Annotated in this window: 2 protein-coding genes and 1 pseudogene; 2 read left to right on the forward strand and 1 reads right to left on the reverse strand. The window is 31.4% G+C overall.

Annotated features, from left to right (window positions below; genetic code table 11):
• Nucleotides 1-466, forward strand: a 466-nt coding sequence (locus V7183_RS25870) for a DinB family protein (protein WP_335361326.1), incomplete at its 5' end; no start/stop codon positions are given.
• Between the two features lie 61 nt (nt 467-527).
• Here the strand turns inward: V7183_RS25870 and V7183_RS25875 are convergent.
• Nucleotides 528-941 (reverse strand): hypothetical protein, encoded by a 414-nt coding sequence (locus V7183_RS25875; RefSeq protein WP_097898251.1) that lies wholly within the window; start codon nt 939-941, stop codon nt 528-530.
• 13 nt (nt 942-954) lie between these two features.
• Here V7183_RS25875 and V7183_RS25880 point away from each other — a divergent pair.
• Nucleotides 955-1,178: pseudogene (locus V7183_RS25880) on the forward strand (invasion protein); the annotation flags it as partial.
• Between the last annotated feature and the right edge of the window lie 91 nt (nt 1,179-1,269).

The following is a 1,269-nucleotide window of genomic DNA, read 5'->3' on the forward strand; positions in this document are numbered from 1 at the left end:
GTATTCATCTTGGTTAAGTACATTAAAAGATATGGAAGAAGAATTTTGGACTACACCAATATCTGAAGGTAAATGGACTGTTGCTGAGATAATATCTCATATTATGAACTGGGATAGATATCTGTTATCTAAAATACTTCCATTGGTGAGGGAGGGAAAGGGTATGGAGTTTCCTGATTTTGATATTTATAATAAAATAGCATCTGATTATGCGAAATCAGGTATATCCCCAATAAAGCTTCTTGAAGAAGCAAAAGATAAAAGGGAACTACTTGTAAAAGAGCTTAGTGTGATGCCGGCTGACAAGTTAAATGAACATTTAACTGCTAATGGAGTATCCCATTGTCCTCACACAGGAATATCTTATTCTCTTTTATTTATTATTAAAGAATTTGTAGATCATGATAATCACCACAAAAGGCAGATTACACAATTTTTAAATGAAAATAACGTTCGAAGATTCTGATTTAAAGTTACTTAGAAAAAGATCCCACAGATGATACTCTATGGGATCTTTCTTTGTGTAATTACTTAACTTTCAAATGTTTTAATAAATGTTCAGGATGACCTTGTACATAATAAAAATGTGGATTGTTTTCATCATCATAAATCATAATATAGGGTTTTTCGTTAAGTGGAAGAAGTACAAGAACTTCATCTATAGTTGTATGTATCCATTGATTTGTAATGCTCACAGGTTTAGACAAAGGGATTTTTACCATATGTCCAGTTTTAGGGACAACGTTTATATTTTTAAATGCTCCAGTAATTGATTTTGCATATTGTATCGCTTCTTTTTGAATTTCTGCATTTGGAGATTGCTTTTGAATAACCATTTCCTTTTGACAATCAAACACTTCAATTTGTTTATTTGTTTCTGCAAAAACATTTGTTGATAATAAGAATGAGAGCAGAAAAACAAATCCTATTTTTTTTAACATGGGATAACACCTCATATTTACTATACCCTCAAATCCTAATGGTATACCAGACTGGATTCCACTCACAATTGCTGATCATGAAAAAAATGTAATCGAAAAGCAGCGGGGGATAAAGGAACATTTTTGGGGCTATTTCAATTACATCGAGGTGAATTAGCATCTGCACAATTATGAGAAGACATTTTAAAGAATGTAACAATAGTGATTTCAAGTATAGTACAGGTATATAAACGCGGGACTATAGAAGCCATATCAATATAAGAAAGATGAAAAGTAGAAAAGCATTTCCAATTAGGGAAATGCTTTTCTGTATGTTATAGTATAATAG

This window comes from Bacillus sp. JJ1127, from assembly GCF_036965845.1.
In the GTDB taxonomy this organism is placed as follows: Bacteria; Bacillota; Bacilli; order Bacillales; family Bacillaceae_G; genus Bacillus_A.

Excerpts from the sequence above, each read along its gene's own strand:
- V7183_RS25875 (WP_097898251.1), bottom strand. The coding sequence starts at position 941 with ATGTTAAAAAAAATAGGATTTGTTTTTCTGCTCTCATTCTTATTATCA.